The following is a 22,219-nucleotide window of genomic DNA, read 5'->3' on the forward strand; positions in this document are numbered from 1 at the left end:
TTCAGCCTGTGAATGACTTAACAATCACCAGCGATTGACTTAGTATGATGCATGATCTGGTTATTCTTTTCTTTCACCTGAGTAGGTCAATACACTATGTTGGTTATTTACGGTATAAAAAATTGCAGCACAATGAAAAAAGCCTTTGTATTACTTGATGAATTAGCGCTAGCCTATGAGTTTCATGATTATAAAAAACAAGGAATTGATGCAGAGACCATTAAAAGCTGGATTGATGTTTTAGGTGCCGATGTTGTGCTCAATAAAAAAGGAACCACATGGCGTAAATTAAGCGCAGAACAACAGCAGCAAGCTTTACAGAGTGAACAGGCACTGATCGCGACATTGGTTGAACATAGCAGTATGATTAAACGCCCTATTGTTAAAACAGATACAGGTTTTATTGTTGGTTTTGATGAAGCACAATATCGCGCTTTAAAATAAACCACAAATGCCACCAAAAAATACAGCCCGAAAATAAACGGGCTGTATTTTTTTAATTTATCTTTAGCTCAATCTATATTTAGGCAGATGAAGCCCAAACTACAACTGCGCTCAATAAAAAATTTAGTTAGCACGAATCCATGTTTGATTACGACCGAGCACTGATACGCCAATAAAGCCACGAAGATTAAGTTTATTACCAGCAAGCTCACCTTTTAAGCTATAGGTTTTACCAGTTTTGGGATCTAAAATCGTACCGCCATCATATTTATTACCACCAACATTTTTAAGGTTTTTCACAATAGTGACGCCTTTTAAAGGTTTATTTTTATAAGCGCCTTCGCATTTGGTACAAGCATTTTCTTCACCTGCAACCAAAATAGATTGAATAGTTGCTGTTAATGTACCATTACTTTGTTCGGTAAATTTAACCAAAGCACGTGGTTGCTTTGTTTCATCGTCAATCGTTTTCCATGTTGTACCATTTAATGCATCTGCAGCATTTGCAAATACTGAAGCAGCGAGTAGACCAAGTGTCAGTGCTATTTTTTTCATTTTGATATCCCTAGTTGTATTTGAATTAGATAGTATTAAAAACTCTGCTAAATTTAGCAAATATTCAATGTGACTATTTAGTGTACGTGAATCCTTATTTTATTCAGAATAATCCTTTCAGCATGCCCTTAGAACAACGGTTGCTATTCCAAATATTTTTTATTCACTGCCCCTTGCAGTTTATGTCAAAAATAGTCTGGCGCATACTGTCTCCTCAAAATTTATTTTAAGCTAATTTGCCAAAGATTATGTTGTACCGCACTCGAGCATCGGGCATTTATCTCATTTATATAATGCTCTGAACTCACGTCCAATCACGCAGCTCATAACCACCTAATCAAAAATATGACGATATTTATATACGACGACGATAGGGTTCATTAATTTCCACAAAACGATGCTCTTGTTTGGCTTCTTTGATCCATTGTTGTAATGCAGGGACTGTTAGCACTTGCTGGACATAAGCTTGTGCATCCTCAGACAGCGGTACTGCATAACTCAGACAACGCAGAACCATCGGCGCATAAAAAGCATCTGCTATACCAAATTGTGGTCCACATAAAAACCCATCACGCGTTGGTCGTGACGACCAAATCGCTTGCATACGATCCAGTTCTTGCTGTAATGCGGCATTGTCTTGACAATATTTTGCCCCAAGCTCGCCCAATTCAGCTTCAATATTCATCGGGAAATATTGCCGAAAGACATTAAATCCACTATGCATTTCTGCTGTAATGGATCGTGCATATGCACGCTGTGCAGGATCTTTGGGCCATAACAAACGATCTGGATAACACTCGGCTAAATATTCACAAATTGCCAAGCTATCTGTAATGATGAGATCTTTATGCTTTAGAATAGGTACTTTACCGACGCTACTTAACGCTAAAATCTTTTGCTTAAATGGGCTCTGTTTCTGAAAATCATCAAAAAACACCATATGCTCGTAAAAAGGTATTGCCGCTGTTTTTAACACCAACCACGCTCTTAAAGACCAAGAGGAATAGTTTTTATTGCCAATGTAAAGTTCTAGCATTGTAATGATCCATTTACTGAGTAGAAAAAAAGCAGCCTACGGCTGCTTTAGCAATTTAGAATAAGTAAGCAAAGCCCAATCCAGCTTTATAATCTCGATCATCTCCATTCAATTGCACCGCAATACTGGCATCCAATTGTGCTCGATCATTTAGACTATAAATTAGCCCTTGTCCTAGAGAATACTGGTAAGCTTGGCTTTCTTGCTTGCGATAAACAAACTCTGAAAAACCAGAGAGTTTGCCTGCGATTTTATAATTAATGTTTGGAACAGCAGTTACAGACCAGTCACTATTTTGCACTTCATAGTACATACTGATGCCAGTATTGACTAAATCATTGAACTTATAATCTAAACTTGAACCAACTGTATAGATATCGTCATGCGCACTAAATTCATCATTGCCTGTAGCAATCTGTGCTCTTGCCAACACCGCCATAGACATTTTATCGTCATTTAAATCAATGGCTTTTTTTAGAGCAATACTGACATCACCATTACCAGACTTTTCATGGGTCTGACCACGATATTTGGTTTGTGACCATGCTGGACCGTCCCACCCCAATTGTAATTCCAAGCCAGATGCTAAACCTGTACGCAATAAGACATCGCCATTAAGCGTTAAATTCTTCTGACGATCACCTTCTAGCGTACTTTGTTGATAATTTACACTCGGCAAACTCTGTTCCCAAGCCAAACGCCCCACAGGCGTAATCCCTGTACCAAAGCCAGTTCCGGGACGATCAAAAGAAAAATCATTGGCTAAGACCGCCATGCTGCTTGAACAGCACACCAACAGCATTGTTTTTTGCAAAAGTTTCATTGTTAGACTCTTATTTAAATCAATTCCTTGGTCATCTTGCCACCATGTTCACGCAATAAGTGCAAGGTTTCTTTTTCTTCAGCCAACGCCTGTTGCCAATCAATTTCATCAAAATCACAATCAAAGAATAAATCGCTAATTGAACTTAGAATCGTTTTATCTTCATCGTCTTTGCTGTTGGGATTGACGCCCAGCTCAAGTAATCGTTTGACAGCTGGTACGCATGCAGCACTTGCCGCGTCCCACAAGGGTCCATAGCATTCTTCGCAATCCCAAAGATGCACATTAACTTTGGCAGCAAGCATTGCTTCCAAAATATCCAAGTGTACTTGTAAACGTTGCTGTTTTTCATCTTCCGAAAACGGTTGACCCGCCTCATAAGCTTCACATACGGCTTCCCACCATTTAAATAAGCCATCAGACCATACTGAAATTGCTGGTCCTAGCTCAGCATCAATGATGTTTGGATCCAAGCCCTCTGCTAATCGTTGCTGTACTTGTGGCAGATCTAAGTTTTGAATGGCTTGAATAAAATTTTCTTGCTGTGCAGTTAACATCGCCTATGCTCTCTCGCTGTCATTGTTGTATTATGCCGAAAAAATACAAGTATTTTTAGATATATCGTCTATTATAAATTTTTAAATTGTACTTTTGGGAATTCTGAGCGAATTTCAGCTGCAACAAAAAAGCCCCGAAGGGCTTTTTTTAGATTTCATCGGCAAGCTCTAATTGCCCACCACGCGGGTTTTCTTGTTTCTCTAAGACATGTTCTAGGCTGCGTTTTACACGTTCAATCGCGCCATGTAGAGATAAGTCGATATTTTTGGCTTTATGGGTCACTACAACAGGTTTAATCCCTGCAGCTTTGACTTCGACCATACAACGTATATCGTCTGCGCCGCCTTTATCACCATTCTCATCACTAATATGCACTGAGAACTGGGTAATGCGTTCAGTATGACGCTGAAATTCTTTGGTTAACTCTTCACGCACATAGCTAATCAAACGCTCACTATTTTTAATGTTCTTGTCTGTACGGATTTCAATGTTCATAAAATATCATCCTCACATTTTTATACCAATGAAGAGTGCAAAACCGAATAGATATCGGCACACTTTTTATCATGCTGTTGCTACAGCGTCTTAGAGACCAGCATCACTGTGTTAAGCCTGTTACATGATTGTGGTTCATCTATTGCATGTAATCAGTTGTTCACATTGTTGTTGGGGTCTTTTCAATATCGGATGTTCATGAAAAATATGCAAGCACAATTTTAAAAACATTATGAAAATTGACAAGTTTTTACTTTATTCATGTTTTATATTAATTATTGTGCTAATTTAAAAGCTTAGCTTAATTTTTTTACCCAGAAATCGCATTATTTTTAGCCAATTTCTACTTATTTCGGACAGGTCAAAGATATACTCATGATGCAAATATAACAATAAATATAACAACAACCTTTCAAGACAGCGATGAAGGTCAGGGCATTGGTCGCTTTTTATAGAATGCCAGCAGTAATTTCCTAAAACATATCGACCATAAAGATTGAATAAGAAAAAATCAGTAAAAATGGGCTTTATTTTTATTTGATAATCAGTATTCTTTAGCGCTTTCTCTGGAGGTGATTTAGAATGAATTTTTCTCGCGCATTGCTCTCGACGGTTATATTCTCGGCAACAACAACATTATCTGCTGCACCCGCTTGGCAAGATTTTAGTGTCACGGCACTATATGGTGAACATTATAAAGTCGTCGACCCACAACAAACCACCATTACCTTAGAATATGCTGGCAAAGCAAAATACGCTGATGTATTTTTCTTTCTAGATCATTTAAAAGGTGGTGATGATCATAAAACAACTTACTTTGAATTATCTCCGCGTTTTAGTTTAGGTGAAATAACCCAAAAAGATTTAAGTTATGGTCCAATTAAAGATGTACTTATTTCTACCACATGGGAAAGTAACCATGATGACTTTGACAATAACTTTGATAACTTCCTTTATGGTTTCGCTGTTGACTTAGATGTGCCTTATTTTAATTACTTCAATCTCAACTTTTATCGTGCCCATAATGATAAACAAAAAAATGACTATCAACTCACTGCAAGCTATGCACTACCGTTTAACTGGGGAAGCCAAGATTTTCTAGTCGATGGTTTTCTGGATTGGTCTACTGCTGAAAAAGATCATCCCAGTGAATTAAACTGGACTACGCAATGGAAATGGAATCTTGGTAAAAATATTTCCCCAGATACGCGTTTATATTTGGGTATAGAGCATTCTGTTTGGAATAATAAGTTTGGTATTAAGGGGCAAGATGAAAATAATGTCAGTGCATTGCTGAAATACCATTTCTAAATTGATCTAAATTAAAATAAGCTCACAACATGGCAAATATCGCCATGTTGTTTCTTTCATTTAAGGATCGTGCTTTATGCCTATGTTTCACCATAACGATTTTATTATTAGACCAGCACAAGCAACCGATCTAACGGCAATACAGCAAATTATTAATACTGAGATCGCCACAGGCACGGCGAACTGGGGTACGATCAGCAAAAGTATGGCACAACTCGAACAGTGGTGGCAGCACTTACAACAGCACAACTTCCCGCTTTTGGTGGCACAACACAAAGAACATCAGACCATTGCTGGTTATGCAGACTATGATCACTTCCGTAGTTTAAGCGGCTATAAACAAAGCGTTGAACATTCGGTGTTTATTCATCCTGATTACAATCGCCGCGGTTTGGGAAAAGCACTTTTAACAGCACTTTTATATGAAGCACAACAACATGACATCAAAGTGATGGTTGCAGCTATTGACCAAGAAAATGTTGCGTCAATTCGGTTACATCAGCAACTCGGTTTTGTTCAAACAGGTTTAATGCCCAAAGTTGGACAAAAATTTGGACAGTGGCGTGATCTGGTATTGATGCAATATACCTTTGAAGACGTTAACCCACTTTAGCAAGCTAAGTCTTATTGGTAACATGAGCGACATGGGCAACGAGCAAATTATCCTCTACGCAACAAACAGCAGTTTTAAGAAAATATTCAGTCAATCATTTAACCATAAAAAACGCCATAAAACCCTATGCTAGGTTTTATGGCGTTTAGTCTATCGCTTTGCTGTATTAGATATCAGACAAGTCTATGCCAATACGTGCAGCAACTTCTTCATAGGCCTCAACCACGCCCCCTAGACCCTGACGGAAACGGTCTTTGTCTAGTTTTTTCTTGGTGTCTTTATCCCATAGACGACAACCATCTGGAGAGAACTCATCACCCAACACAATGCGATCGTGGAATACACCGAACTCAAGTTTGAAATCTACCAGAATCATATTACCTTGCTCAAATAGTGCTTTAAGCACGTCATTCACTTGGTAAGTCAGCACTTTCATTTGCTCTAATTGCGCTGCAGTTGCCCACCCCAATGCAATAGCTTGTGATTCATTGACCATTGGATCGCCCAATGCGTCATCTTTAAAGAATAACTCAAATGTAGGCGGTGTAAGCTCTTTGCCTTCCTCTACACCTAAACGGCGACACAATGAACCAGCTGCATAGTTACGAATCACACATTCAACTGGAATCATTTGCAATTTTTTCACCAACACTTCTGTTGGAGAAAGGAGTTTTTCGAAATGCGTTTCGATACCCGCCTCAGTAAGTTTATCCATAATAAAGGCATTAAAGCGGTTGTTCACCTTACCTTTACGATCTAGCTGCTCGATTTTCTCACCATTGAAGGCAGATGCATCGTCGCGGAAGACTAAGATCAGGTGGTCTGCACTATCTGTTTCATAGACGGATTTCGCTTTACCAGTATAGAGCAAGTTTTGTTTCAACATGGGCGGGGACCTTTTGCAAAAAAAAAAGCCTAGTACGACTAGGCTGGCCAATTTTGGTAGATTTGAGTTAATAACTCAGTGGCTTTGCTCTGATCAGCAAAACCACTATTGGTATTAAAGATAGCAATATTATTGCTAGAACCGGCAGGCAGTAAGCGCACAATATAAGCTTGATCATCTACCTTGATCGTTGCCTCATAAGCACTATCATTGCGCGTCACCACAGGCGCATTGATACTACTCAGTGTGGCAACGATATATTTCCAAACTTCATCCGCACGACCATCGATTTTAATCAATGGATTGCCATTGCCATCGGCGAGCATTTGAGGGCGACCAACTGCTTGTGCTTGCAGTGCCTGAGCAACCGCAGCTTGACGCTCAACAGTTTCCTCTGGACGCGGCAATTCAAAGCGCTTACCGTTTTTATTTTCTAAAATCGGAGCGTGTTGTAATGCCAATGGATCAATCACAGGGGCAGGATACAATGGTCTTGCTGGTCTAACTGTAAAACCTTCTGGATACTGAATAGGCTCTAAGGTCTTCGTATTTTTATACTTCAAGGAACCATTATTTAAGCCCATGGATCCACAAGCAGTTAATGTCATCGCTGCTAAAACAGCGGTTAAAGCAAAACGTAATTGCATCATAAATAGCTCTTATTAAATGAGACCCGCGGCTTGTAATTCAGCACGCACAGTTTCACGATATTGTTGTGCCAAAGGAGTCAAAGGTAAGCGAATGCCTGTTCCAATACGCCCCATTTCATATAAGGCCCACTTTGCAGGAATCGGATTCGATTCACAAAACAAGATGTGATTTAAATTTGTAACTTTGTTATTAAGTTGCTCTGCCAAGGCAGCATTCCCCGCGATTGCGGCGGCACACACTTCACTCACCTGTTTCGGTGCGACATTGGCAGTCACCGAAATATTACCTTTCGCACCGGACAGCATCAAACGCCATGCTGTTGCATCATCCCCTGAATAAACCGTCATGTGTTTATCTTGGAGTGCGTCCAATAATGCTTGACCACGAGGTACATCGCCGGTGGCATCTTTTACACCAATGATATTGCTGATGTCGGCCAGACGCACAATCGTTTCATTGTGCATATCCACGCCAGTACGACCTGGAACATTATATAAAATGATTGGTAGATCAACTGCTTCCGCAATGGTTTTATAATGTTGATATAAACCTTCTTGCGTTGGCTTGTTATAGTATGGGGTAACTAAAAGTGCGGCATCTGCGCCAAGTTCTTTGGCTTCCTTGGTGAGCTCAAGCGCTTCATGTGTTGAGTTTGCACCAGTACCAGCAATAATCGGAATACGTTTGTTGGCGACACGAATGATTTCCTTAATCACTTGTGTATGTTCTGCCATACTAAGCGTAGAAGCTTCGCCGGTTGTCCCGACAGCAACTATACTATTAGTGCCTTGTTCTATGTGCCACTCAACCAGCTTGTCCAGGCTCTTCCAGTCAACGCTTCCATCTTCTAACATTGGTGTGACGAGTGCGACAATTGAGCCTTGAATGGTCTGTGCTTGCTGAGTCATTTTGAAAATTTATCCTATTGATCCATCCATTAAACATACAACAAATACAAGGGATGGTGTAGCATTTTGATTTTAAGCAAAATTAATTCATGTTTATGAATTGCATATTGCGTATGCAAATTATGACTGATTCAGCGATACAGAACAATATGCTTTGGTCCAACTAAGAGAAATCTTTCTAAAATCTAACTCAATCTCCATAATTGTTTAGATTTCTCAAGACAATACACAAATTTATCGGAAATCTTGAAACAATAGAGATCCTAACCGAGCACATTCAAAGCGCTCGTCATACTCGCCCTCGCTGGCATTGATGAGCTTTGCGTATATTTGCAGCAGTCGGATTAAAGGTTAATATTCAATTCATTCGCAATTTGGCAAGGACCGAGCACCATGCAACACGCAGATCGTGCACTCATTGTAGTTGACGTACAGAATGGTTTTACTCCAGGCGGCAATCTGGCGGTGGCACATGCCGATCAAATTATTCCTATCATCAACCAGTTGGCACCACACTTTGATAATATCGTGATTACCCAAGATTGGCATCCCAGTGATCACATTTCTTTTGCGCATCAACATCCAGGCAAGCACGCTTTCGAAACCATTCTGCTAGATTACGGTCCTCAGGTTCTGTGGCCAGAACATTGTGTACAAGGTAGCCATGATGCCGAGCTCCATCCGGCACTCCACCTGCCGACTGCGCAATTGATTATTCGCAAAGGCTTTCATCGGCATATCGACAGTTACTCAGCATTTTTAGAAGCAGATCGTAAAACCACGACGGGCTTGGCAGGTTATCTACGTGAACGTGGCATCCAAGATGTTTATATTGTGGGGATTGCGACCGATTTCTGTGTGGCATGGACAGCAATGGATGCTTGTAAACTTGGCTTTAATAGCTATGTGATTGCCGATGCAACACGGGGGATCGATTTAAACGGCTCCTTACAACATGCCTGGCAAGAAATGCTGGCACAAGGGGTACAACGCTGTATGAGCCAACAGTTTTTAAAATCATCTAGCGCTTTTTAAGCTTTTATTGAAACATATGTTGAAACACACATTTTAAGATAATTTAGCCTGTGAACAGCTAATGCTCTTTTCATTTGGGCACAATCGATTCACTTAGGCATTCGGCAGCATTTTCTTTCACTTTTAGCCAGACCCATTGCTATGACCTCATTTCTTCGTTTCTCACAGTTTATTCAAAAAACATTTGCTTTATGGGTCATGTTATTTGCCGTAATTGCACTGATTATTCCTGACGCCTTTGTCTGGCTCAAAGCATATATGCCGTGGATGCTTGGTATTATTATGTTCGGTATGGGCATGAGTATGACCTTTAATGACTTCAAAGGGGTAATTGCCAGTCCCAAAGCCGTCGCGATCGGGGTATTTGCTCAGTTTATTATCATGCCGGGTCTCGCCTATATATTATGTAAGCTATTTCAATTACCCGCAGAAATCGCCATAGGGGTTATTCTGGTGGGTTGTTGCCCTGGTGGGACAGCATCCAATGTCATTACCTATATGGCCAAAGGCAATACCGCGTTATCTGTTGCTTGTACTACAATTTCCACTATTTTAGCGCCAATACTCACACCGGGTATTTTCTATCTACTTGCTAGTCAATGGTTACATATCAATGCCAGCGCCATGTTTATTTCGATTTTACAAGTCGTTCTGTTCCCTATTTTCTTAGGATTAATTGCACGGACATTATTTAAAAAACAAGTTGAACACTATATTCAGGCGATGCCATTGATTTCAGTTGTGGCGATTATTGCCATTGTGGCTGCCATTATTGGTGACAGTAAAGCAGCAATGTTGCAATCTGGTTTACTGATTTTATGTGTGGTGATATTACATAATGGCTTGGGTTATCTTTGTGGTTATACACTCAGCCGTTTATTGCGATTAAATTATCCAGATCGTAAAGCCGTAGCGATTGAAGTGGGAATGCAGAATTCTGGGCTTGGCGTCACCTTGGCGGCAGTACACTTTGCAGCCTCGCCCATTACCGCACTTCCCAGCGCAATTTTCAGTCTATGGCATAATATCTCTGGTCCCATGCTCGCCACCTACTGGGCGAGTAAAACGGATCCCGACAGCAGCAAAGAAATAGTCAGAAGAAATAGTAATCAAAAGTAGCAAATCATTTGGGATTATACAGGCGCGTCAATGCTCAATGTCTTAGCCGACACGGCTTATATACACGACATAGAATGCGCCTGATTATATGACACGTCTATATGACGGTTATACCTGTAGAACGTTATTCTGCTAACCAAGCCAAGCCTTGTGTTGTCAAATACTGCCAAAAGCTCTGTTCATCCCAAACTTCAAAGCCATGCTGCTGTAATAATGCTGCGGTAACACCAGCACCTGAGCGAAGTTGCCCACGAAAATGACCATCATAAATGTGTGCTGTCCCACAAGAAGGGCTTTTTGATTTGAGTACAATATGGGTGACTTGATGATATTGGGCCAGTTGCAAGGTCAAATATGCCCCCTTTACAAAGGCTGCACTGACATCGACGCCCTCGCAATCCAAAACCCGTGCACGAGCATTCAATACATCGCTGCCATCACCGCCTACAATTTCTGCAGCTGCACGTGGTGTTGCCAAACCACCAGCCTGTTCTGGACAAATCTTGATAACCTGTTGCTGTTGCAACAACTGCTGTAAATATTGCTGTGCAGCGTGTTGCCCATCATAACGAACGCGATCACCTAATAAACAGGCACTGATTAAAAATTTCATGCTTAGCATTTTAACGTTTTGATGGCTCATATGGAAAACTAGACAAATTCAAACATGAATTGCAATACATTGTAAAATACCCAGAGCCTCTTAGATGCATAAATTGCGCTGTTTTATTTTGTAGTAATATTCAAAAAAACTAAAGAAACAAAACAACTATACGCTATGATTCGAAGCTTAAATAAAATTTTCTAATTGACGCTTCTTATATTTTGGTGAATTACATTGAAAACGGTTTCCACAAAACTTTTAGTATTAGGCTTTATATTACCTCCCATACTGATTAGCATATTATTCATTGTCATTTTTGTTCTGGCAACATTTTCTGGTTTACTCGGTGAACCGATTCAGTCTTTTGCTCAGTTTATTAGCTTATTTAATACTGAACAGATGACATTATTCACCAAACAGATCATGAGCATTGTATTATTTGTCTTGGTGACAGCAGGTCTACAATCTGTACTATATAGCATATTTATGAATTTTTGGATTCTCCGTAAAGTTCAGCATAAAACCAACGCGATCTGGAGCAGTGCTATCTTTGGTGGTATTGCTGCATGTATTCCATTCCTATTGCTCGGTCTTATACTTTTCAGTGACCGTAGTACATTCAGTGAGATCATCAACTTTATTTTTTTCCTCATCATTCCTTTACTATTTGGCATGCTGATTGGTCTCATTTCCGGATTAATTTTATGGAAGCGTAATCAAGCTGAAAAATTGGCGCGAGCGACAGTTGAATCGCGATAAGTTTATAGCTGGCAATATATACCCCCAAATATAAGCAAATATAATCTACTCAACAAAGTGCTATCTCAACAGCACATATTCATTTGATATTCCCATATGACCGTAGTTAAAAATATCTACGGTCATATTCAAATAACCAGTATGGTCAGTACTTTAAATCTGATTTTATCTCTATAAAAAACCTGTCATTAATACTTACAATTTATATGCTGCATTGATCTGAACATTATTGAATAGATATGTCTATGATATAGATCTGTTATTTTATTTCAGTCTGCGTTCTATTTAAATCTACTCTATTTCGATTTAAATTTTGATCCTGAATATATCCCAACTCCCACTGCCAAGACATTTAGTATTCTGGAATTCATTATGTTTAAAGTGAAGCAATCACAACATTGCGGCAAAAAAATTTATCTGGCATTACTCTGTGGCTTTTTATTACAAAGTCCAGCCTTTGCAGCCCAGCCTAGCTTTGATTTTCCCACACCAACGCAACAGCATAGCCAGCCGTTTTCGTTACTCAAAAGCGTTGCCATTGATGCACAAACACAATTGGCAACACGCTATAAGCCCGGTGAAGGTACACCAATCGTTTTTGTACATGGCTCTTGGGATGATCATCATTCTTGGTTAGCCGTCGCTGAACAACTGGCTCAACAGCTTAAAAATCCAATTATTCTCTATGATCGTCGTGGTCATAGCGCCTCCACTCCCGATCAAGCCCAAGGTACGATCACACAAGATGTAAAAGATGCAATCGCATTAACCAAAGCACTGGGGTTTGAGCAAGCGCATTTTATCGGGCATTCATATGGTGCCAATATTGTTATGCAACTTGCGGAGCAATACCCTCTCGTTGCAAAAAGCATCGTACTCTATGAACCCCCGCTATTTGGTTTATTAAAGGGCAAAGCACAATATCAAAACAATTTACAGCAGGTACAGACCGCGATGCAGTCTGCAAAACAGTCTTTAGAACAAGGTGATATCGAAAAAGGCAGCATTGAGTTTATTGAGCAAGTTGCCTTTGGTGCCAATAGCTGGCAGAACCTTTTTGATGAGCGTGCCAGAGCAACCATGCTAGCGAGCTATCGTACTTGGTTAGATCAAGCCAATGATCCGGAACGCTTAAATCTAAAAGCGGAGCCACTCAACCAATACTCGGGTCGTATTAGTATTTTATATGGCACTGACTCTATTGCAGCTTATCAAAATATCATTACTGAACTTGATCATGTCTTAAAGCAGAAAAAATTACTCGCCATTCCTGGTGCTGGGCATGGTGGTTTAGTTTCACATAGTGATCAGACCACGCAAGCCATTGTGCAGCATTTGCGCTAAATCCTGCAATTTCTGTAATAATTTCTGCAATAGAGTTGTTATAGTCGCCTGAACACTAAAACACTCAGACTTTATTTACCCAAGTCACGGCATTTGTCTAAGACCACTATAAAACAAAACCCGACACTTGGTCGGGCTTTGTTTGAGTAATAAAATCTATGAACGTCTTAGACGACCAATTTATTCAACAGCACCATGCTGGATGTCAATCTCAGCATGCAAGGCCAGAGGTTCTGGCAGAATAATGGCTAATTTTTGACATAATGTACTCAATTGCGCACTATCCTTCGGCAACAAAGTAATATGCCCTAACTTACGTCCAGCACGTTCGGTCTTGTTATACAGATGCAAATGCGCACCGTCTAAAGCCAAAACTTGTGCTGAATCTGGGTATTGTCCAATAATATTCACCATTACCGTCGGGGCAACCATTGCAGTTGAGCCCAAAGGTAGTCCAGCTACCGCACGGATATGATTTTCAAATTGTGAACATATGGCGCCTTCAATAGACCAGTGACCAGAATTATGCACGCGTGGCGCCATCTCATTGGCCAACAAGCCTTGTTCGGTCACAAACAGTTCTAAGGTTAACACCCCTACATAGTCCAAACGATCGAGCAAACGACAAATATAATCTTGCGCCACCAATTGCAATTCGGCACTGTCAGGCGCTGGCACAATCGAATGCGATAAAATGCCATGATGATGATGGTTTTCAGCCAAAGGCCAGGTTTTTAATTCACCATCTTGTCCACGTACCGCAATAATGGACAACTCACGCGAAAAATCAACAAAGGCTTCAGCAACCAAATGTTGGGCAGGACCGAGCGCTTGCCAAGCCGCCTGAATATCAGCCCTTTCACGCAGCACAAACTGACCTTTGCCATCATAACCACCTGTGGCGGTTTTTAAGACCAAAGGGAGTCCCAACTCAGCCACAGCTTGTTCTAAGTCAGCTTCACAATGCACCGCACGATAAGGCGCAACAGGAATAGCCAATTCATCGAATAAGGCTTTTTCCAGCAAACGGTTTTGTGCCGTAGCCAAGGCTTGACGCGGCGGATATAAAGTTTGCGTTTGAATGAGTTGGTCGACATCAGCTAATGGGGTATTTTCAAATTCAAGGCTGAACACATCAGCACTGGCAATGAACTGCTGTAAAGCATCTGGCGCTTGGTTTGCAATAACTGCACCCAATTGTGCAGCAGGACAATGCGTATCTGCTTCATAAAAGCAACATTGAATATTTAAAGGTAAAGCAGCTTGTGCCATCATACGACCCAACTGCCCACCACCGAAAATGCCAATGGTTTTATTCATGAGCTTTGCCTTAGTTTAGTTCTGACCTGGAATATTATTGCGTGCAACTTTTTCAGTTTGCGCAGCACGGAACTGGGCAACTTTCTCAGCAATTTCTGGGTGTGTTAAGGCTAAAATTTGTGCCGCCAATAATGCAGCATTACTGGCACCAGCAGGTCCAATCGCCAAGGTACCCACTGCAATACCAGCAGGCATTTGTACGATAGACAATAAAGAATCGACGCCATTTAAAATAGAAGATTTAACAGGAACACCCAGTACAGGGAGCGCTGTTTTTGCGGCACACATACCAGGCAAATGGGCAGCACCACCGGCACCTGCAATAATGACTTGTATACCACGCGCCGCGGCAGTCTCAGCATACTCAAATAAACGATCTGGCGTGCGATGCGCAGAAACGACTTCAGCTTCAAAAGGGACACCAAGTTGCTTGAGCATATTGGCAGTGTGTTCTAGAGTCGCCCAATCGGATTGGGACCCCATGATAATTCCAACTAATGGTTGAGCTTCAGCTGCTTCGACCGCATTCATTACGAGTATTCCAGAGATTTAAAGAGGGAAAATCTTGACGGGCGTCAAGTTTTAAATGAATTAGAAGCTCGCTATTATAGACTGAAAATGAAGCACAATAAAATTATCATCGATAATTTCTTTATTATTTTATCTCACCTATTGAAATGGCAAATGAAATGACAAACCCAATATCAAGCATGCTAAGTACTCAAGCAAAATCTAGCCATAATCCGACTAAAACCCAACTAAAACCTAACTAAAATAAAGCGAGCTCAGTCAATCAACCAAACTCGCTTTTCATCAACATCGCAACCATGGTGATGCTTATTATTTTCCAACTTGATCTGGTGCATGCTGCTGAAGACTGGAATGATTTTTACCACGTAAAATTTCAGTACGCATTTCTTGCACTAGGTTTGCCAAATCGCTATTTAAACCATTGACCATGAAGGCGTGGCGCGTGAGGACACTGCTTGGGTTTGGCATCGCCACCAGTTGGTATTGCTCACAAATTGTTTTAAGCTGCTCATTGCTCAAATATAATGCCATTTCTTTGGCGATCAATTGTTGTGTAAGGCGTGCCGCAGCTTGAGGTGCATTGAGCTGCATGACTTCAACAGCCATTGCAACCCCACAACGCGTTTGCAGTACAAAACGACGTTCTTCACGATAACGCTTATATAAAACGTCGGATAATAACTGAAAAACCGAACCAATCAGTAATAAACATGCAACCGCTTGTGGATGCGTTATGGTCGCAGAGAGCATGGCACCTTGTTGATTAAACTTCTGCTGCACCATAATGAGTTTTGGATCAAGCTGATAATACTGGGTACATTGCTCAATACTTTTTTCGAGAAAAATCTGACAAAGATTGAAGTATGGAATAGACACCGATTGGTTCACGGTTTTCAACAACTGTTTTGGATCATAATATTGGATATTAATCGCCACAATATCTTCGCCAGCCACAGCTTGATCGGATAGTTTGCGCTCCAGTGCTTTATTTTCCTGCTGTTGTTGCTGTGCCTGCGCAATCGCCAAAGCTTGCTGATTTTTCTCTGCTTCTAAAGCCTCAGTGAGTTGTATGATTTCATGTTTGAGGCGAGCTTCTTGGTTCATACGCGCTAAATACTCGCTACGTGTTGGGCGTGCAATAGCACGATAAGCCAACCACAATAAAGCATGAATCAAGAGTGAAACAACAATAGCCCACCACTGGCTCCGTAAGATTTCACCCGTACTGGGCTTAATCAGCGTAACTTCTACACGACCAATTTTCTTCTCGTTTAACAACGCATCACGGACAAAGACTTCTCCTTCACGTGTTTTGGCAAGACCACTCGTCGCCAATACCTGCTGACGAGCATCCAAAATGCGAATGGCTGCTACACTTGGATTCGTTGCATAGCGCTTTGCAATCAGAGCCAAAGAAATTGTATTGGCTGATTCGAGTTCAAGCATACTATCTGTGACCAATTGACTGGTCATGAGCTGACCTTGATTGGTACGATTTTCCTTAAGTTGGTGCGTAGTCGCGACCACCATCAAGAAAGTGTGTAATGCAAAGCTTATAATCAGTAGGCTAGCAAATAGCCCTTGTCGAGGCGCATTCAATTTAAACTTCCAAAGAAAATATATTTAATTTCGATTATGATGCTCACATTAGTTGTCGCGCACACACGAGTCAATTCATGCGAGAAATCATTCATATTTCATTCTTAGGGCCAAAGCAACCGAGCCACTGTACACGCGTTATGCAAGCACTTTCTGCATATCGCCTAGACATTTTAGATTTTGAACAAAAGATCAGTTATGGTCAATTGAGCCTGAGCACTGTCATTGCATTCGATCATGCTGATAGCAAAGCACAGCTTATGAAAGAACTTCCAATTTTAGCACAGGATCTAAAGCTAACAGTGCAACTCACCCCAATTTTAACCACTGAATCTATATCAAAAAATATGAATAATCCGCAGCAATACTATATCGTTACCGCCATCGCAAATCAGCTCAGTGCTGCAGAAATTGCAAAACTCACACAAATGCTTGAACAGCTTGGCGCTCAGATTGAACAAATTACCACTTTATCAGAGACAGATACTAAAAATCCTCTGATTCCTAAAGACTTACGACGTCACAGCCTACAAGTTAAAATTTCTGCAACCCAGCTAACCTTTGATGTTTTACGTCATGCATGTTTAGCGCTTGCAGATCAACTGAGCATTGATATTGCAGCGCAAACAGATGAGATCTATGCTACAGAGCAACGTTTAATCTGTTTTGATATGGATTCCACCCTCATTGGGCAAGAAGTGATTGATGAACTCGCCAAGGAAGCCGGTATTGGCGCACAAGTTGCTGAAATTACCGAGCGTGCCATGCAAGGTGAATTAGACTTCCAACAAAGCTTCCGTGCCCGTGTTGCGTTGCTCAAAGGACTAGACGCGGCGGTTTTGCCTAAAATTGCAGCACGTTTAACCATCAATGAAGGTGCTGCACATCTTATTGCAACGTTAAAAGCTCGCGGCTTTAGAACAGCTATTTTTTCAGGTGGTTTTCAATACTTTGCAGAATATGTACAAGCACAACTGGGAATAGATGAAGTGCATGCCAATCACCTTGATATCGTCGATGGTGTACTGACTGGTGAGGTTCAACATTCTATTGTAGACGCCACACGTAAAGCAGAATTATTACAACATCTTGCAGATAAGATGCAGATATCTTTGGCACAAACGATTGCTGTAGGTGATGGTGCTAACGATCTCGCCATGCTCTCACATGCAGGTTTGGGAGTAGCTTTTCGAGCCAAACCTAAAGTACGACAAAGTGCCGCACAGGCCATTTCTCATATGGGTCTCGATGCGATTTTATATTTACTCGGTATACATGACCAGGACCGTACTGCAGCTTAAATTCAGCGCGTAGGTCAGCAGCTTAGATACAACTTAGATGATGTTTGAACAGTAGAATAGCCTTGCGCTGGCTGTTTTTCTCTGGATCAACATCATCTGCACTGCAGACGCAGACCCGCAATTTTATCTGTTTGACGCGCGAATTGAATAAGGCTTAAACAGCGGTCAAGTGCCCTAAACACAAAGTGTTGGTAATTTAAAAAAACATAATACCTTGTAAAAGAATCGCTGTATTTTAATGTAATGACACGCCAAGATTGTATTTGATTATGCTGCAACAGAATTAAGCTTTTAAATAATGTAATTACAATTAAATATTGCGTCATGCTGTGTCGTATAGGAAATAAAAGGCTCTTTTCTTCTGTAAAAAACCCTCCATAATGCATGCATAAAACGTGATAAAAGTTCGAATAAACAACTGCAATAATTCTCAGTTAAAAATTCGAAGCATGGTAGGTAGAGCCATCATCATGATTGACGGAGGTTTTTATGACAACAACGATCTTTACATCAATTTTAGGATTTAGCCTAATTGCTGTAGCGTTATCGGCTATTTTCTTTTCGCCTTATCGTCATTGGTTAGGATTTATGTTTGCGGGTATGCTGTTTTGGGGGCTCTTAGAGACTGTACGTTTTAGTGTACAAAACCTTTTTGACCTATCACTCGCTTTGAGCTATTTAACAGCTTTTAGTGTTGCCATGTTAGCTTTAACAGCTTATTTGCTACACGAAGATAAACGCTCACAAAAAGCCTTAGCCAATCGCCGATATATTGAACATACACCGGTGTACGATGAAGAATAAGATATTCAATTTATAATGAACAACATCCCCTATCCTCGCTCGTACTTGGGAAAGATGTTGTATTATTCTTTCAGTCACCCCGAATAGGTGACTGTTTTATAGTAAAAATTAACCTAATCACACTGCTCACTGTGATCTCAATTGTTAGCTCAATATAGCTTTGATGAAAATTGTTATTTTGATGAAGATTGTTATATTGAAGTGACTATGCGGAAGTGTGTTGAAGATAACTATGTTGAAACTTACTATGCTGAAGGAGCAATAATTCCCTATACTGATAAAGGGCATAAATCATAGACGCATAGAAAACTATGGTGTGTTGTTACAAAAATTTGTTCTATAAAGCTATCATTTTATAAAAACAAGATATGGTACGATGGTGGCAATCTTGAAATCATAACAATGCTGAGATGATGCCTATGAAATTCCCTGCAATTCCTGTTGTTAAATTGCCCGTGATTGATGCAAGTACTGATCCACTTGACCTGCTGGTCTTGGGTTTAGCATTACGTATGAAACAACTTGCACGTACTAGCCCTAAATTTATTGAACTCATTCATGATCGTCAGTTTAGAATCCAAATTGGCTCTGCAGACGGTGCTGCACGGCAGATTATTGTCGATCACGGTCAGATCGCAACTACGCCAGATCAAAGCACAACAGCTGATTTTAGCTTACAATTCGCCAGCTCAGAGCAAGGGGTAAAAACCTTGGTCAAAGGCGATCCAACAGCATTTATGACTGGAATGCAGGATGGTAGCATCAATATGGAAGGGGATTTTGGTCTATTGGTTTGGTTTAACCAAGCCGCCAAACTCATCCCACCCAAGCTCCCTCAGCCCGTTCAGCAAAAAGTTAAGCAAGTGCGTAAATTTATTCAACAACGCCTAGCCAAATAAAACACTGCTGGATGTCAGCGCTCAGATTCACGCATCCAATAAAAAAGCATAGCCCTCGGGCTATGCTTTTTTGCTAAGACTTATTGTTATCACTTAGAATGCGTAACGTACACCTGCGACAACCATATTCTTTTGATTTTCACCGCTACGGTTTTCACCCCCCACGATGTACTTTAACCAGCCTGTTGCTTGTGGGTTGTTAAAGAGATCATGTGTCAGTTGAACGGTAGCATGGCGGAATACAAAATCTTCTGTGGTATTGATTAAACCACCATTTTTACCGCCTTCATATTTACCGTTATCTTGGAACCAAGAGAAACCAGAGCTCAAGTTTGCGGTAAAGCCTTTCGGTAATGGATGCTCATAACCAAGTTCGACATAGGTATCCCCTTGGTTCATATAGATTGTGTCATTTAAATAAGACTGCACACTTAAAGACACAGCATTACCAATATCTTTGTTCACTGGATGATTTAAAAAGACACCAGCTTCCACACCCGTACTATTTTTACTACCTGGGTATAAATAGGTTGCCACTTGTAAATCATAGCTCAAGTCATTGTATTTATTTGCATAACCCACAAAGAAATCATGCTCATAAAAATCTGCTGCAGAACGGCTTACATTTGATTTCGCTTCTGCTTTTTGCAATGCTGTCAGTGCATTATTGTTGTCAATATTCTGTTTTTCTTGCGTTTCAGCAAAAGAATAACCCAGTTTAGAGACCCAATATGCCGCATATAAACCTTTATAACTACCGTTTAAATAACCTTGAATCACGGTATCGTCATTTTCTGGACTCTTGGTACCACCACGTGACACATAGGCAGAAACCGCGCCAATCCATCCAGATACTTGAAACTGGTCATCCTGACTCGGTTGTGCTTGTTGTGGTTGTGTTGTTTGCTCAGCTGAATCTGAGTGAGCGTAGGCAAACATAGGGCTCATCACAGCCAATGCACCTATTAAAATTCCTAGCTTTTTCATAAAAAAATACTGAATTAGTTGTTGAGATCGGATTATAGTCATATTTTTGTAAAGTTTGAAATAACTACAAAATATTAAGTTTAGATTTACATCCTTAAAAAAGTGAAAAAGCCAATAATTTTATTGGCTTTTTCACAACTTTTTTCAAGATCAATAACTTATCAAAGTTAGCGCCGATTATTTTTTAGCAGCTTCGATTGATTTTAAAATCTCAGCTTTTGCAGATTCTGCATTTTCCCAACCGGTTAATTTGACCCATTTACCTGGTTCTAAATCTTTATAGTGTTGGAAGAAATGTTCAATTTGTTGTAATAGCAATGCGGGGAGATCGCTATATTCTTGTACATCTTTATACAATGGAGATAATTTGTCATGTGGTACTGCAATGAGTTTCGCATCGATACCGCCATCATCTTCCATGTTCAGTTTGCCCACAGGACGACAACGAATCACTGAACCAGGGACTACAGGATGCGGTGTAACCACCAAGACATCAAGCGGGTCACCATCTTCTGACAATGTGTTTGGAATATAACCGTAGTTCGCTGGATAGAACATGGCTGTACCCATAAAACGGTCTACAAAGAGCGCGTCAGAATCTTTATCGATTTCGTATTTGATTGGCGCTGCGTTTGCAGGAATTTCAATCACGACATAAATATCATTTGGTACATCTTTTCCCGCAGGAATATCGTTGTAGCTCATAAAAAACTCTTTCGGCTTAGGTCTAAATTGGAATTTTTGCAATTATAACGCTTAATTGCATTCACATACTGCTATTGTACAAATTGCAGTGCATTTTTTAAATTGTCAGGATAAAGCAGATTTAATCTGTCAAACTATCACATAACCATTCAAGTAAATCATGCAAGATGATGATCTATGGAAATAAATTTATTCGTGCTCGCACACCTTGTCTAATTTCCAACATGCTTCTTATAAGCGTGCTATTGAATCTGTTTGAAGTCAGCATCATTACAGAAATGCCGCAGAAACAATCTCAGAAACAATCTCAAAAACAACCTTAGAAATGATCTTAAAAATAATTCCTAGGGTAATCGCACAGCAGAATCATTAATAGTAAACACCTTTCAATACACAAACCAGTAGCACGATCGGACATGCCATTGATAACAACCAGATTACTGACCTTAAACGGTCTAAATTGGCTAAATAGCAAATCCCATAAAGAACTCTAAGAATAATATAGGTTGAACCCAATAACATAATGAGGTACTGAGAGGTCACCATATATTCAGCCAATAAAATGGACGCAATAAAGAGCGGTAAACTCTCAAAACTATTTTGTTGTGCTGCATGGGCACGCGCTGCAATTCCTGTGGTATTTGCCAAAAACTGTCGAGGATTTTTATTATCTTGAGGCTTAAAACCACCCAGTAACTTCGCCAAAATTGCAAATACATAAGGTAATAAACAGGCGATAAGTATTAAATAAACGATGCCATCTATACCAGACATTGAAGCTTACTCTTGCATTTCTGAATATGGCTTATCATAGCACGCAGACCATGACTGCATAGTCTTATTGCACAGCAATTTGATTTTTAAACAGACTGCTTATAGTATCGCTGATGCTTATCGTGACACTGATGTGTGCCTTATTTATCCGCTGAATG

25 protein-coding genes are annotated in these 22,219 nt (G+C 40.3%); 10 read left to right on the top strand and 15 right to left on the bottom strand.

Annotated elements, in window-relative coordinates; genetic code table 11:
- The first annotated feature begins 96 nt into the window (after nucleotides 1-96).
- The gene (locus tag BFG52_RS15785; protein WP_067558448.1) at nucleotides 97-444 is read left to right on the top strand and encodes a Spx/MgsR family RNA polymerase-binding regulatory protein; all 348 of its coding nucleotides are present in this window, start codon (nucleotides 97-99) and stop codon (nucleotides 442-444) included.
- 123 nt (nucleotides 445-567) lie between these two features.
- On the opposite strand, the gene BFG52_RS15790 is transcribed toward BFG52_RS15785, so the two are convergent.
- The 5 genes from BFG52_RS15790 to BFG52_RS15810 form a co-directional block, all read right to left on the bottom strand.
- The gene (locus BFG52_RS15790) at nucleotides 568-999 is read right to left on the bottom strand and encodes a DUF2147 domain-containing protein (protein WP_067558452.1); all 432 of its coding nucleotides are present in this window, start codon (nucleotides 997-999) and stop codon (nucleotides 568-570) included.
- A 355-nt stretch (nucleotides 1,000-1,354) separates the two neighbouring features.
- Nucleotides 1,355-2,035: a glutathione S-transferase family protein gene (locus BFG52_RS15795; RefSeq protein ID WP_067558455.1), complete on the bottom strand. Its 681-nt coding sequence runs from the start codon at nucleotides 2,033-2,035 to the stop codon at nucleotides 1,355-1,357.
- Between the two features lie 55 nt (nucleotides 2,036-2,090).
- Nucleotides 2,091-2,858, bottom strand: a complete 768-nt coding sequence (locus tag BFG52_RS15800) for a transporter (RefSeq protein ID WP_067558459.1) — start codon at nucleotides 2,856-2,858, stop codon at nucleotides 2,091-2,093.
- Between the two features lie 14 nt (nucleotides 2,859-2,872).
- Complete coding sequence (locus BFG52_RS15805; RefSeq protein WP_067558463.1) at nucleotides 2,873-3,415, bottom strand: ankyrin repeat domain-containing protein; 543 nt, start codon at nucleotides 3,413-3,415, stop codon at nucleotides 2,873-2,875.
- Between the two features lie 148 nt (nucleotides 3,416-3,563).
- The gene (locus BFG52_RS15810) at nucleotides 3,564-3,911 is read right to left on the bottom strand and encodes an HPF/RaiA family ribosome-associated protein (RefSeq protein WP_067558467.1); all 348 of its coding nucleotides are present in this window, start codon (nucleotides 3,909-3,911) and stop codon (nucleotides 3,564-3,566) included.
- A gap of 582 nt (nucleotides 3,912-4,493) precedes the next feature.
- Here BFG52_RS15810 and BFG52_RS15815 point away from each other — a divergent pair.
- Together BFG52_RS15815 and BFG52_RS15820 are read left to right on the top strand one after the other, a co-directional pair.
- Nucleotides 4,494-5,222 carry an outer membrane protein OmpK gene (locus tag BFG52_RS15815; protein WP_067558470.1) on the top strand — a complete coding sequence of 243 codons (729 nt, stop codon included), beginning with the start codon at nucleotides 4,494-4,496 and terminating at the stop codon, nucleotides 5,220-5,222.
- A gap of 76 nt (nucleotides 5,223-5,298) precedes the next feature.
- Nucleotides 5,299-5,835 carry a GNAT family N-acetyltransferase gene (locus tag BFG52_RS15820; protein ID WP_228703781.1) on the top strand — a complete coding sequence of 179 codons (537 nt, stop codon included), beginning with the start codon at nucleotides 5,299-5,301 and terminating at the stop codon, nucleotides 5,833-5,835.
- A 166-nt stretch (nucleotides 5,836-6,001) separates the two neighbouring features.
- Here the strand turns inward: BFG52_RS15820 and purC are convergent, their stop codons facing one another.
- The 3 genes from purC to dapA are packed head-to-tail and all read right to left on the bottom strand — an operon-like array spanning nucleotide 6,002 to nucleotide 8,280.
- A complete protein-coding gene (purC, locus tag BFG52_RS15825; RefSeq protein WP_067558482.1) occupies nucleotides 6,002-6,721 on the bottom strand; it encodes a phosphoribosylaminoimidazolesuccinocarboxamide synthase in 720 nt (239 codons plus the stop codon).
- A 38-nt stretch (nucleotides 6,722-6,759) separates the two neighbouring features.
- Nucleotides 6,760-7,368: a lipoprotein-34 precursor (NlpB) gene (locus BFG52_RS15830; RefSeq protein ID WP_067559661.1), complete on the bottom strand. Its 609-nt coding sequence runs from the start codon at nucleotides 7,366-7,368 to the stop codon at nucleotides 6,760-6,762.
- Nucleotides 7,369-7,383: 15 nt separating this feature from the next.
- Nucleotides 7,384-8,280: a 4-hydroxy-tetrahydrodipicolinate synthase gene (gene dapA / locus BFG52_RS15835; RefSeq protein ID WP_067558485.1), complete on the bottom strand. Its 897-nt coding sequence runs from the start codon at nucleotides 8,278-8,280 to the stop codon at nucleotides 7,384-7,386.
- Nucleotides 8,281-8,673: 393 nt separating this feature from the next.
- On the opposite strand from dapA, the gene pncA reads away from it, so the two are divergent.
- Together pncA and BFG52_RS15845 are read left to right on the top strand one after the other, a co-directional pair.
- Nucleotides 8,674-9,315 carry a bifunctional nicotinamidase/pyrazinamidase gene (gene pncA / locus BFG52_RS15840; RefSeq protein WP_067558488.1) on the top strand — a complete coding sequence of 214 codons (642 nt, stop codon included), beginning with the start codon at nucleotides 8,674-8,676 and terminating at the stop codon, nucleotides 9,313-9,315.
- A 141-nt stretch (nucleotides 9,316-9,456) separates the two neighbouring features.
- Nucleotides 9,457-10,434, top strand: a complete 978-nt coding sequence (locus BFG52_RS15845) for a bile acid:sodium symporter family protein (RefSeq protein ID WP_067558491.1) — start codon at nucleotides 9,457-9,459, stop codon at nucleotides 10,432-10,434.
- 124 nt (nucleotides 10,435-10,558) lie between these two features.
- On the opposite strand, the gene BFG52_RS15850 is transcribed toward BFG52_RS15845, so the two are convergent.
- Entirely contained in the window at nucleotides 10,559-11,047 is a 489-nt protein-coding gene (locus BFG52_RS15850; RefSeq protein ID WP_081408723.1) for a DUF523 domain-containing protein, read from the bottom strand.
- Between the two features lie 225 nt (nucleotides 11,048-11,272).
- On the opposite strand from BFG52_RS15850, the gene BFG52_RS15855 reads away from it, so the two are divergent.
- Together BFG52_RS15855 and BFG52_RS15860 are read left to right on the top strand one after the other, a co-directional pair.
- Nucleotides 11,273-11,797, top strand: a complete 525-nt coding sequence (locus tag BFG52_RS15855; RefSeq protein WP_067558499.1) for a hypothetical protein — start codon at nucleotides 11,273-11,275, stop codon at nucleotides 11,795-11,797.
- Nucleotides 11,798-12,169: 372 nt separating this feature from the next.
- Nucleotides 12,170-13,141 (top strand): alpha/beta fold hydrolase, encoded by a 972-nt coding sequence (locus BFG52_RS15860; RefSeq protein WP_067558503.1) that lies wholly within the window; start codon nucleotides 12,170-12,172, stop codon nucleotides 13,139-13,141.
- 180 nt (nucleotides 13,142-13,321) lie between these two features.
- Here the strand turns inward: BFG52_RS15860 and BFG52_RS15865 are convergent, their stop codons facing one another.
- The 3 genes from BFG52_RS15865 to BFG52_RS15875 all read right to left on the bottom strand — a co-directional run bounded on the left by BFG52_RS15865 (nucleotide 13,322) and on the right by BFG52_RS15875 (nucleotide 16,591).
- Entirely contained in the window at nucleotides 13,322-14,461 is a 1,140-nt protein-coding gene (locus tag BFG52_RS15865) for a 5-(carboxyamino)imidazole ribonucleotide synthase (RefSeq protein ID WP_067558505.1), read from the bottom strand.
- A gap of 15 nt (nucleotides 14,462-14,476) precedes the next feature.
- Complete coding sequence (gene purE, locus BFG52_RS15870) at nucleotides 14,477-14,992, bottom strand: 5-(carboxyamino)imidazole ribonucleotide mutase (protein WP_067558510.1); 516 nt, start codon at nucleotides 14,990-14,992, stop codon at nucleotides 14,477-14,479.
- 309 nt (nucleotides 14,993-15,301) lie between these two features.
- Entirely contained in the window at nucleotides 15,302-16,591 is a 1,290-nt protein-coding gene (locus tag BFG52_RS15875) for a hypothetical protein (RefSeq protein WP_067558514.1), read from the bottom strand.
- 77 nt (nucleotides 16,592-16,668) lie between these two features.
- Between BFG52_RS15875 and serB the strand changes: the two genes are divergently transcribed.
- From serB to BFG52_RS15890, 3 genes are all read left to right on the top strand, one after another.
- On the top strand, nucleotides 16,669-17,892 hold the full coding sequence (gene serB / locus BFG52_RS15880) for a phosphoserine phosphatase SerB (protein ID WP_067558517.1): 1,224 nt from the start codon (nucleotides 16,669-16,671) through the stop codon (nucleotides 17,890-17,892).
- Nucleotides 17,893-18,381: 489 nt separating this feature from the next.
- Nucleotides 18,382-18,696 carry an AciT family ciprofloxacin tolerance protein gene (gene aciT, locus BFG52_RS15885; RefSeq protein ID WP_067558520.1) on the top strand — a complete coding sequence of 105 codons (315 nt, stop codon included), beginning with the start codon at nucleotides 18,382-18,384 and terminating at the stop codon, nucleotides 18,694-18,696.
- A 419-nt stretch (nucleotides 18,697-19,115) separates the two neighbouring features.
- Nucleotides 19,116-19,595, top strand: a complete 480-nt coding sequence (locus tag BFG52_RS15890) for an SCP-2 sterol transfer family protein (RefSeq protein ID WP_067559664.1) — start codon at nucleotides 19,116-19,118, stop codon at nucleotides 19,593-19,595.
- A 93-nt stretch (nucleotides 19,596-19,688) separates the two neighbouring features.
- On the opposite strand, the gene BFG52_RS15895 is transcribed toward BFG52_RS15890, so the two are convergent.
- From BFG52_RS15895 to BFG52_RS15905, 3 genes are all read right to left on the bottom strand, one after another.
- A complete protein-coding gene (locus tag BFG52_RS15895; protein ID WP_067558524.1) occupies nucleotides 19,689-20,582 on the bottom strand; it encodes a TorF family putative porin in 894 nt (297 codons plus the stop codon).
- 177 nt (nucleotides 20,583-20,759) lie between these two features.
- Nucleotides 20,760-21,287, bottom strand: a complete 528-nt coding sequence (ppa, locus tag BFG52_RS15900) for an inorganic diphosphatase (protein ID WP_067558527.1) — start codon at nucleotides 21,285-21,287, stop codon at nucleotides 20,760-20,762.
- Between the two features lie 369 nt (nucleotides 21,288-21,656).
- The gene (locus tag BFG52_RS15905; protein WP_067558530.1) at nucleotides 21,657-22,061 is read right to left on the bottom strand and encodes an MAPEG family protein; all 405 of its coding nucleotides are present in this window, start codon (nucleotides 22,059-22,061) and stop codon (nucleotides 21,657-21,659) included.
- Nucleotides 22,062-22,219 lie beyond the last annotated feature (158 nt).

The sequence above is a fragment of the Acinetobacter larvae genome (assembly GCF_001704115.1).
Classification (GTDB): Bacteria; Pseudomonadota; Gammaproteobacteria; order Pseudomonadales; family Moraxellaceae; genus Acinetobacter; species Acinetobacter larvae.

What these genes read in the sequence shown, in the direction of transcription:
- BFG52_RS15785 (WP_067558448.1), top strand. Translation starts at nt 97, where the DNA reads ATGTTGGTTATTTACGGTATAAAAAATTGCAGCACAATGAAAAAAGCC.
- BFG52_RS15790 (WP_067558452.1), bottom strand. Translation starts at nt 999, where the DNA reads ATGAAAAAAATAGCACTGACACTTGGTCTACTCGCTGCTTCAGTATTT.
- BFG52_RS15795 (WP_067558455.1), bottom strand. Translation starts at nt 2,035, where the DNA reads ATGCTAGAACTTTACATTGGCAATAAAAACTATTCCTCTTGGTCTTTA.
- BFG52_RS15800 (WP_067558459.1), bottom strand. Translation starts at nt 2,858, where the DNA reads ATGAAACTTTTGCAAAAAACAATGCTGTTGGTGTGCTGTTCAAGCAGC.
- BFG52_RS15805 (WP_067558463.1), bottom strand. Translation starts at nt 3,415, where the DNA reads ATGTTAACTGCACAGCAAGAAAATTTTATTCAAGCCATTCAAAACTTA.
- BFG52_RS15810 (WP_067558467.1), bottom strand. Translation starts at nt 3,911, where the DNA reads ATGAACATTGAAATCCGTACAGACAAGAACATTAAAAATAGTGAGCGT.
- BFG52_RS15815 (WP_067558470.1), top strand. Translation starts at nt 4,494, where the DNA reads ATGAATTTTTCTCGCGCATTGCTCTCGACGGTTATATTCTCGGCAACA.
- BFG52_RS15820 (WP_228703781.1), top strand. Translation starts at nt 5,299, where the DNA reads ATGCCTATGTTTCACCATAACGATTTTATTATTAGACCAGCACAAGCA.
- purC (WP_067558482.1), bottom strand. Translation starts at nt 6,721, where the DNA reads ATGTTGAAACAAAACTTGCTCTATACTGGTAAAGCGAAATCCGTCTAT.
- BFG52_RS15830 (WP_067559661.1), bottom strand. Translation starts at nt 7,368, where the DNA reads ATGCAATTACGTTTTGCTTTAACCGCTGTTTTAGCAGCGATGACATTA.
- dapA (WP_067558485.1), bottom strand. Translation starts at nt 8,280, where the DNA reads ATGACTCAGCAAGCACAGACCATTCAAGGCTCAATTGTCGCACTCGTC.
- pncA (WP_067558488.1), top strand. Translation starts at nt 8,674, where the DNA reads ATGCAACACGCAGATCGTGCACTCATTGTAGTTGACGTACAGAATGGT.
- BFG52_RS15845 (WP_067558491.1), top strand. Translation starts at nt 9,457, where the DNA reads ATGACCTCATTTCTTCGTTTCTCACAGTTTATTCAAAAAACATTTGCT.
- BFG52_RS15850 (WP_081408723.1), bottom strand. Translation starts at nt 11,047, where the DNA reads ATGAAATTTTTAATCAGTGCCTGTTTATTAGGTGATCGCGTTCGTTAT.
- BFG52_RS15860 (WP_067558503.1), top strand. Translation starts at nt 12,170, where the DNA reads ATGTTTAAAGTGAAGCAATCACAACATTGCGGCAAAAAAATTTATCTG.
- BFG52_RS15865 (WP_067558505.1), bottom strand. Translation starts at nt 14,461, where the DNA reads ATGAATAAAACCATTGGCATTTTCGGTGGTGGGCAGTTGGGTCGTATG.
- purE (WP_067558510.1), bottom strand. Translation starts at nt 14,992, where the DNA reads ATGAATGCGGTCGAAGCAGCTGAAGCTCAACCATTAGTTGGAATTATC.
- serB (WP_067558517.1), top strand. Translation starts at nt 16,669, where the DNA reads ATGCGAGAAATCATTCATATTTCATTCTTAGGGCCAAAGCAACCGAGC.
- aciT (WP_067558520.1), top strand. Translation starts at nt 18,382, where the DNA reads ATGACAACAACGATCTTTACATCAATTTTAGGATTTAGCCTAATTGCT.
- BFG52_RS15890 (WP_067559664.1), top strand. Translation starts at nt 19,116, where the DNA reads ATGAAATTCCCTGCAATTCCTGTTGTTAAATTGCCCGTGATTGATGCA.
- BFG52_RS15895 (WP_067558524.1), bottom strand. Translation starts at nt 20,582, where the DNA reads ATGAAAAAGCTAGGAATTTTAATAGGTGCATTGGCTGTGATGAGCCCT.
- ppa (WP_067558527.1), bottom strand. Translation starts at nt 21,287, where the DNA reads ATGAGCTACAACGATATTCCTGCGGGAAAAGATGTACCAAATGATATT.
- BFG52_RS15905 (WP_067558530.1), bottom strand. Translation starts at nt 22,061, where the DNA reads ATGTCTGGTATAGATGGCATCGTTTATTTAATACTTATCGCCTGTTTA.